A 10678-nucleotide genomic window follows, 5' to 3' on the forward strand; every position below is an offset into this window, starting at 1 on the left:
TATTTTACAGCACTTTTGTTTTTATCTATTTCCAGATGAAACCCAAAATCATGGTATGAAAGTTACCTATTCAGTGACCTGTTTGAAAGGAGAAACAGATCTCTGAATAGTAAGAAAATGAGCTTTTTTCCTCATTTGTTTAGATTTCAACTTTCTTAAATGAATTTTATTATTTAATGAAAACTATTATTGAGGATCATGCATTCATATCTGTAATATTTTTATAATACAATACTATATTTTTAAGCTCTATCAGTGGAAGCTTACTCTCGCTGAGAGATGAGAATACCGCCAGATCAATCTGAAACCATGCACCACTGTTTACAGGTTTGTGCTGGTTATACCAGGTTTTTAATGCATTAGAAAGACGGCAAACAAACGGATCTGCTTCACTAAACGATGGCTGGCATCCTCCGACAGGTATCTCATAATCTTTTGGTATTTCAAAAATGAATGGAGCGGCAAGCAAAACGGGTAATTCTATAGGAGAAAGAATATTTCCGGATGTACCCAATAATGGATAATTCCACGATACACTTAGTTTTAGCAATTGTTCTGCCAGTTCATCATAGGTAAAGAAAGTGCTGAGGAAATTGGCCAACTGCTGTCCGAGCGACAGATTGACTCCTGCTTCATTAGTAATTTTAGCAATATCAAAAATATCATTACTGTTAAGCAAAGGAATCAGTTTATTAGAGAATCTTACCAATGGCGTACGGTAAATAAAGTTATTAACGGTAGGGTTGTACGGAACAAGGTCTTCATTACGAATAATGGAAATACCCGCCCAAGCATACTGGAATTGTAAGACATTCAGCGCATCTACATTAACGTTGCGGGACGGAATATTGAAAGATTTTTCCCATGAGAGGTAGGTTTTATCTGCCGCCTGATACCAATATGCATTAGGAATAGGAGTTCCGTTTTTATCAGTAGCATTCACTTTTGTATAGTTGTCAATAGTTACATAAGGCGTTTGGGGTAATTCAGCCTCAAATACATCTTTATTACCCCTGTACAGCGAAATATCATCAGAAGACATATCTGCAGCAGGAACAATGGTTACAAGCAGACGGTTGTCAAAATCAGTATCATCTGTCTGTCGGATAATAAAGTCGTAAGCCCGTGCCGTAGAATTATCATCAGAATTATCGATTTGTAAACCATTGTATTCACTCCACGCAATAGCAAGGTTATTTGTTAAACTCACCATGGTCTGCAAAGCATAATAGGCATTGGTAAGATTAGGATCAGAGCTGTCTGATTGTGCGGTAATCATCTTCAGGTAGCTATTGAAATCGTCCAATACCTGTGGCCATACAGTCACAAACTGAGCCAGATCACTGAAAAGATCACGTGCAGGACTTCCGTACATTTTTGCAGAAAGAGCAGGCACGGTATTGAATTCAATATCGGAAAATATTTTGTCCTGTGCTGCCTGATCTTCAGTATAGGAATACATAAAATTCCATTCGGATGCTTTGGCAAGACGTGTTTTTGTATTATCTCCTGATACGGGAACACTTTTACCAGTCTGCGTAGTGAGAGTAGGCGGTGTAGGATAATTACGCAATACTACCGGAATATCCACGATACCTAAACTTTGCTGTAAAGATGCTGAAACAGTATTATCGCCACCAAAGCTGTTTACATCAGCAGGTATAATGAAGGTGAGCCAGTTGGAACCCTGATATCCATTGATACCAGCTACATCACTGATATCACATTCCACGTGGGTTACCACATAAGTCATATCCAGATCTACACTGGTAAATTCTTTTGCATTTTTAGTGGTAAAACTGAACGTAAGGAAGGAATCTGTATCCGTTGCGTCTTTTTCGTTTAGCTGTATCTTGGATGTAGAAATACTATATTCTTTTGCATCACCGTCTGCTTTGTTATTGATCACCGGTGTGCCATACAGTCGTGGTGGTGTTTTGTAGTTGCTGTCTGCTCTGAAGTCTGATTCAGCAGTTACTTCAAATTGAACAAGAGCATTTACGGTATAGGCATTGCCTAATTGGTTAAGCAATTGTTGCTCAAATTTTTCTCTTGCATTGCCGAGACTTGTATTGTCACCTGTTGCGAACGAAACATACGGCGCCTTCAGTACAGGTTCTACTTCTGAAGCTATGGCACCAGCAAGTGTGGTTTTAGCATTGGTAATAGCCTGTAAATAAGTGGTCGCTTCAATCCCCTGTGTAGCCAGCCATGCCTCTTCTTCATCTGCTTTTAATTGATCTACAAGGAAAGCAGGTATTGCATAGTCTGCACTCAGAAATACATCAATAGCATTAAGAGACTGTGCACCCCATGTATCCATATCTATGCCGGTAAACGTCTGTATTTCCCCTTTGCTGCAATCCAGACCCTGACCCGTGATATATTTGCATATAGGGACTCCGCTTTTAGAAACGAGACTCGTTGCTAATGGTTTAGGAGCATAGAATACCGCATTCAGTAAGCTATAGGTATAGATGTTGATGCGATACTGAGAAAACTGTTTTTCAGTCAGTTTTTGTTGTAACGCAATATCGAACTGATCCCTGTTTTCATAAAAAGTGTCTACCAAAGAGCTGATAGCTGTGGTAACTTCTGCAGGAACGCCTTCAGCTGTAAGCTGTGTAATGGATTCTGTAGTCAGCTTATAAGTACCTGCCTGATTAACTTTCCAGTAAATACCCTGCCCTGATTTTAGCCCCATGCGTACTACGAATACTGCCTGATTATTCACACCGCCTGCTGTTGCAGCATTGGTTCCGATGGCAATTTTCAGTTCATAATTACCGGCATTTAAGAAAGCAGCTTCGAATAAAGCAGCAAATTCGTTGAGGCTGTATTGAGGATCTGTACCGTCCTTCACTGTTGTAGACATGGTTTTCGGCTTTACCTGAGTAAGAGCGCGGGTAACCAGATCACTATCTTTAAAATCTGTGTTAACGTATTTAAGGTCACGGTAAAAGTCGAGATTCACAGTGAGCTGAAGGATAGAGTGTGTATCTATATCCTCTATATTCACAGAACTTGTGATGGGGCTCATTACAGGTGCTGTTGCTTCATTACCCTTACTGCGTGCAGATAGATAAGTATAAATATCTTTTACAAACTGCAGCATCTGGTTAAACTGTTCATCAGACAGATCAACAGTTTTGCCTGGTGTAAGGGATGTGCTTAGTGTAATCGTTAAAGTATTCTTACCGTCTGTCGGATTTAATTGTGTTAACTGATAATATATATTGGTATAGGTTACAAGATCATTAGCGGCATTCTGTTTCCAGTCTTGCTGCTGATCTGCCGGTACATCAGGCAAATCATTATAACGCTGGATATTAAAGTTAAATTCTATTTTAAGTTCAGGGTTATGATTGAGGTCAAGATCAAACAAATAACTTAACTCCACACTTGGCCATTTACCCAATCCTTTCAGCTCATCCACGTAGCCGGTTTGAATAGGCGGGTTATTTACCGGAGTAGAGGGATCCATTTCCGGATCACTAAATGGAGTTACTGTTACATTACCATAGTAATCTACCCAGTCAAAATGTACCTGTACCTGATGACCGATACCACGATACGGATTGTCTTCTTCCTGCGGATAGCCGGCAGGATAAGTCATAAATGGGTTCGTTTTGGCAAATTTGGCAATAGGTACAATCTGATTGTAATACCAGATCAGATCATCTTCAGTGTCATCATTGTCTGTTTTACCCAGTACATCATCTTGTGTTTGTGGTTTGGCAGGACCAGCAGGTAAACCCACAACACTTTCACCGAACCAGCTGTTTTCTACGATCTGATAGCTTAAAAGATTGTACATATTGTTGAGATATACCTCTGCATAATCAGGATCAGTGATCTTCGGCTGATTTTCAGGATCCGGGTTCGGGTTGGTTCTGTTCAGGTCAAAACCTGCAGTACCTTGCTGAACGGCTGTTACTTTATGCATGATCTGATCATTGATACTAAGCATGGTTGAAGTCATAAAAATATTGACTACATCTTTTGCAGCCCAAGCCATGGAAGCCATATCGATAAAATAATAGGCAGCTATGGTTTCAAATGTAAGACCCGCTTTACCCTCCGCACTGATGGTGTATTGAACCTGAGGCAACAGTATCAGCTGCCAGAGCGGAAGATTATTCCAGTCAGGAATGTCTGGGTTGAGTTGTTGTATAGCACTTGCTTCCACATTATAATAAGCTGCAATTGAAGTCAGCGTATTTCCCGGTCCGCTGGCACCTATTTCACATACCAATCCATCAAATATAATAGTCGGAATATCATATTTTAAAGAATCATTTACAGTAGCCTTCGTGTTAAGTGTCACTTTTTTATTAAGATCTACCAGTTCGGCAGGTAATATATTGAAGCGTGCAGTTATTGCATCAATCGTATCTTCTGGCTTATTCACATAATAAGATAGTCCTTCCTGCATTTCACTTTGCGCATATACCACACAAGAGTTAGCATCAATTTTATCACCGGTTACTGCACAGTTCATGTAATCTGTAGGCTTATTATTGTACTGGCTGCTATAGGTAACAAGCAGGCGTACATTCGCATTATCTCCTTTTCCAAAAATACTGGAAGGAAATCCTGTATTACCTTCTGTTTCATTATACATAAGATAATATCCTCCGGAACGGGTAATGCTGCATTCCCATAACATACGTATGAAATCATAAATACTGTTCAGTATTCCTGTATCTGGCTTTTCTTCTGTTACTTCCAAAGCCATCATTTTCATGGCAGCATTGTCAGGATTTGTTTCTGTGGAAAGATTAGCCTGTACGATGAAGGTTTTCATGTGTTCCATACCTACGGACAATAATCCATCTGAGCCTTCATACAACCACTGTATATCGACTATTTTATCCAGATTGTTATTGGAAGATTTCGGATTTAATGCTAACAACAGTCTTTGCAGAATATTAGCACCGGCTTCGCTTGCCCCTAATAATTCATAACTGTAAGCATTTACAGGAGCGGTGGAATCAGTATCAAGAAGTTTAAGTTCTATATCTATCATCGTACTCCATCCGTAATAGGAGGATGGCCAGTAGTCCATTACTCCTTTAGCTGCATCGTACTGACCGATCTGTATACTGAATTCAGAACCTGCTTCTTTGGGCAGTGTCAACTGATTGAGCAGACCTGAAGGAAATTGCCAGATAAGTGGTGATACGCTGCTTTGACCGTCTGGTGACCCATAAGGCAGGTTTAATGCTCCGGAAGTTTGCCACTTTGTAGTTGTCTGGAAAGTATATTGTACAGGCTGAAGGTTGAAAGGCTTCATAGGTGCGAGCTCCAGAACATCTGGCTTTATCCCTTTTGTCTGTGCATAATTAAGCAAGGTGTCAATTTGATTAATGTCTTCAGGCGTCAGCTTTACATTTAATATATTTCCGCCTTCCTCATCCATTGATTTTCCGTTAAACTGAAGCCAGCTTAATGAATTGTTGATGAGCTGGATAGAAAAATTGGCAGGTATTGTAGCCGGAAGGGCAAACTCCTGACCGGTAAGGGAATATAGGGCACAATTATTTCCTGTACAGGGTGAACCTTGTGCAAGGGTAAGCCCCGGAAGATTCGTGGGCAGACGCATACCATGTAACTGATAACGAGATGCCATACCGGATAATTGTCCATAGGAGTTATTATCAGCAAAGTATTCCAGAATACTGCCTACAGTTAAATACTTCAGACCCGGAATATTGGCATTGGTAAATCCTTCTCCGTTGTAGAAAAAGTTATTTTGCTGCTGATTGGCATAGTTGGTAGCCAATAAGGCTGCTGTGGTATTGTATTGCTGAGCCAATGCATCAAGCGTATCGGCGTTTGCTGCATCGGTGAATTCAGCAGTAGTGTGGGTAAAAGGCTGAATTAATACCTGACCGAGAGGCTGCACTTGTTGTGCCTGTACTTGGATATTACCTGCAAGATCCTGTGGTGTAACCGTAGTTCCTTTTAATACAGAAATAGCTGCTGCCATGCTGGTAAGGGTATCACCCGGTACGATTACATATTTTATACCGTCGTATTCAAAGCTGTTGCCTGCAATGAAAAGGTCTGGAGTGATCTGGTTCTGCATCAGTAAAGCCGCTGTATCAAGATGATTATAGATAACAGTGGCGATACTGCTAAAGGTATCTTCGCTTTTTGCGGTGTAGAGTGCCGCGCCAATAATCAGCCAGTTATCTGTTGTGAGCACTGCTGTATTCTGGAAATCTTTATCCGAAGCAAGATCATTTAGTGTGGTATTTAAACCTGCAGCAACTGTGTTAATGGTATCTGTAGATTGTACATTATATGCATTTCCATGATAAGTAATCGTTTGCGGAGCCAGTAATCCCGGAACGGCTGCATTTTCTGTAATTAACATTGAAGGTGTAATGGCGTATATGGCAGCTATCGAAGTAAAAGTATCACCTTCCAAAATATCATACATTACGCCGGTAATGGCTATAGGATTTTTTCCATTAAGCGGATGTGTCTGGTTAGCTGTCGCAATATCCTGAATATTTACTTTATTGCCTGTTCCATCTACAGTAATGCTGTTTGCCCAGGTTACCATGGCCGATAAGCTATTACCATTGCTGATGCGGTAAGTAAAATTATCCATAGCATCAGATGCGTAGCCTGCCAGTTGTTTACCTATAAGTACAAAGTAGTCTTCAAATACAAAAGTAGACATACTCCATTGCTGCGGATCTTCCAAAGTCATAAATCTGGCGGCAGAAGATGTTTCTTCCTGTACTTTTACGGCAAGTTCATTAAACCATTTTTTTACTTCGGACAGGTATTCCTGTGTAGCCATATTATAGTTATTGAACTGGATGTCCAATGCAATATCTGGTACTTTCAGTTCAAGATCAAAAAACATTGGGAAAATTGCTGCGGCAGCAAGATCTTCTTGTAATAATTGTACATTTAATGCCTGAAAATTATTTTGCAGAAAGCTTAGCAGGTCATTGGTAGGAATAGGAAACGGATATTCTTCGCTTGAAAGGAATGTGATTAATGCATCAAGATCAGCTTTTGAAATACCTTCAGTTTCTACTTCTTCACGGGAAGACTTCGAAGGGGTATGATCAATGTAGTTCAGTACCAGCCAACGGAAAAAATCAGAGCATAGATATTCAAAGGAAGTTGTAGTTCCGCTACCGTCACCCGAAGGATCGGGAGCATCGATGAATAAAGTAGCTACATATTGTGCTGTCTGGTTCTGCAGATTTCCGTTTTCAGGTCCTGCTACTGTTAAATGGGGTACAAAATATAAATTAAGCACAGGGAGTTCAGAGTCATCTTCTACCAAAACGGAATGATAACTGATGGGCATATTGGGCGAACGGCGCATCACCATTATATCAGAGCCTGTCAGCTCCGTTATATCGAATGAATCCATTACTGCAAAAGAAACAGGTCTGGCGCCATCAAGTGGTGTTGCCTGTCGGGCAGGAGCAATACGAAATTCGGCTGCAGGTGAAGATATACGGGATGCAGCGTTTGGTGCCGAAAGATTATTATTCCAGGGAGCTTTGGCTGTCTGGTCTGTACCAATGGTAAGATCAAATCTAATTTTTGCTGTAAAAGTAAAATGAATGGTAATGGAGAAGATTCCTAGATTTAATTTAGCAGAAACTCTTACATCTACAGAAGCTACAATAGCCAATGGTATTTTATTATAAGCTTCAAAGGTTGCCTGTGCATATACCATTACGGTAATGTTTACACTTGCCGATATAATACCAAAGTCTATAGAACCGTATAATTTACCGATAATCCCTATAGTACCCTGAAGATAATAATAATATGAAGTTTCTACCTGTTCTTTATTGCTTTCCTGCAAAGTGCCGCTGTAAGGATAATAAGCTGCTATTACTCCTTCAATAACACCAAACATGGTAACGCTGAAGCCGGCGCTGAGTAAGCCATAGTTTACACTATATCCTACACCTACCTGCAAACCGATACCAAATACAATTACCGGATTAAAGTTTCCATAGTTGGTCTTAGGGACTTTATTGGTTGTAGCACTGCTGAGCTTTCCGAAATAGATTCCCCCTGAACCCATAGCCGGTATACCCGGAGGCACAATAGCCTGCACTGTAAATGATCGGGAGAAATCCATGTTGTAAGGGAAGCCGATGTCTACTGTAAAATCACCATTGGTGTAAATTTCTATACCAATGGAAGGAAGAGTGATATTGACCGCACCAAACTGCAGATAACGTAAAGCATTAGGAAGGGTAAGATCCATTTGATATACGCCAATGGACTCAGAAATCTTTTTATACATGATCTCAAATTCCAGCCCTTCAAATACCTTGGCTTTTCCACCTGCCATAGCGATGCGCAGACCATAGAGATTGGGATCATTAAATACCACCTGCATATCGAGAGTCCAAACAGGCTTCTCTTTTGTTCCTGCATTCAGTATCCCGAAATTGGTGGCGATGAGCCAGTTGCTGTCTTCATTGAATCTAAGCAGTGTGTTGCCGGAGCCTGATCCTATAGGAATGGTACCCGGTTTTGGTTCGGTAAAAGCTTCCTGCATAGCTTTTGTTACATCCTTGATAGAGTTGTACTGGGCAGGATTTACCAATTCTACATGCTGACCCATTGCCAGCAGACGCAAATCGAAATACTGTGTGCCTTGTCCCGGAACATCCGGCATTTTCTGAATGTCCTGTCCGCCTGTCTCTGGTTTAAATAAATTACTTTCGTTAATAGAAGGAACAACAGAATTCCCATCGAAAGTGATAAATACCCCTTTCTGATTTTTGGTAAGATTAATTCCATTGATATTGATGAATATAAGGTCTAATGTTTTAGGTAATTTGTAAGTGACCTTAATATCTTTCGTGTCGAGGTTGTATGTAACCGAGAATCCATCCAGACTTATTTTGTTGAGTATATCCCATGGCGCATCGAGCTCAAATGTCGGGTTAAACAACATCTTCATAAAGGAGGTAATTAACCCGCCCAATGTCCAGTTTTTAATAGAGAAAACAATTGTACGGCTTTCTCCGGTTACATCATACATAGCGGTAAAGCCTTCCCAGGTAATCGCAAGTTGCTGATTATTTTCGGCGAAATTATAGCTTATACCGACAGTAGCATTGAAATATTCTAATGTTACACTTCCTAAAACACCACCGGAATATTTACCGGATGTAGAATCATTGCTCGCGGCTTCATATTTCAGCCAAAGATTGGCAATGATGTTGATCTGCTGATCAATAATAGGAAAGGTAAAGATCCACTGCAGTCCTCCTTTTACCTCGTAGCTGCTTTTTCCCGTTCCGCTGGGAATTGTGGCATCCAGTGAGAATTGAGTAATATTAAGACTATCTGGTAAAAAGCTTGTAGGCAGACTGATAGACTGGAATAATTGCTTAATGAGCTCTCCCAGATTTAAGCTACTGCTTTCTGGCATAGCAAGGCTTAAGTTCCATCCGTCCGATGAATTATAATTTACATCGGTATTAAGTTGTAATTTACCAATGGCAAACAATCCGAATACCTTTGCCGTAAATATACTTGGACCGGTACCGCTCGCGGGTGAAGAAGAAGTTATCAGTAATGTACCATCCGTTACCGAAACGTTTGTAATGAAATTCAGGTCAATATTAGCATTCGCATAAAACTCATAATATTTACTGTTGATATCCATATTAATCCCAAAAGCAGTAAACTCAACCAGTAAAAGATTCTCTGGAATAGTAATGGCTCCTGCTGTAATGGCAGACAGTAAATTGTTGAAGGTAACAGATCCTGCAAAGGCAGCAGAAAGGGTTAGGTCTGAGGTAATTTCCACATCGAAACCTCCAACAAATATGGTTGGAAAAAAGTCTACGTGAGCACTGAAATATAAACTTTGTGAATTGGTAGTTCCCGGATTAATAATGACCCAATTAACATCAAACTGCTGAATAATAAAATTATCAAAAAGCGTCCAGGCTCCATTGGAGCCGATAAAAGAGGAAACGCTGGTAATAGTAAGCCCGTTGTTAAAATCCAGCCCCGTGTTAAATCCCTTGAATGCAATACTGTTGAGGTACTGTTGTAAAGTAGGAGGAATATTCTGAAACCAATTTTGTCCAGCCATAAGACCGAACAGGCTTAGAGGTGTGAGTGGTTTGTCTGGCTCAGAGTCTACATTCAGGGTAAAAGAAGATGATTCATATTCTACAGCAGCACTAAAATTCAGTACAATAGAATTTCCGGCTGCCAACAGCAAACTAAAATATAGGATAGGAGTTTGTACTTTTTGTGTTTCTCCTTCTGCTGGTGTTAAGCTGTCCGTAGGTTCATATTCCAGACGCAATGCTTCTCCTTCATCTTCCGGATCGGCTGTAACCGTTTCTTCTTCTGTTTTAATCTGAAATCCAACTCCCGGATTACTGACATTGAGAAAACCTAATGATATTAAAGTTGCATCAATAGGCACAAATAAATTCATCTCGGGATAAATAATGTCTTCGTTATTAACCTGAGAGGGATCTATACTTCCTGCCAAAGCCAGATTGGTAGAAGATGACCATGAAGTAAAAAAGTTTACGACAGGCTTAAGCCATTGGGTAAGGGTAATAAGCGATGCAAAGTTTTGCCCCTTCGTTAAAGATATATTTTTTTGCTTCCAGCTGAAAATGGCTGTGTCCTGAGTACTGAAAAT

General features: G+C 40.2%; 1 protein-coding gene. It reads right to left on the reverse strand.

Annotated features, from left to right (window positions below):
* Positions 1–196 precede the first annotated feature (196 nt).
* Complete coding sequence (locus WFK35_RS04600; protein ID WP_336731562.1) at positions 197–10522, reverse strand: LysM peptidoglycan-binding domain-containing protein; 10326 nt, start codon at positions 10520–10522, stop codon at positions 197–199.
* Positions 10523–10678 lie beyond the last annotated feature (156 nt).

Source organism: Chryseobacterium sp. VD8, assembly GCF_037149975.1.
Classification (GTDB): Bacteria; Bacteroidota; Bacteroidia; order Flavobacteriales; family Weeksellaceae; genus Chryseobacterium; species Chryseobacterium indicum.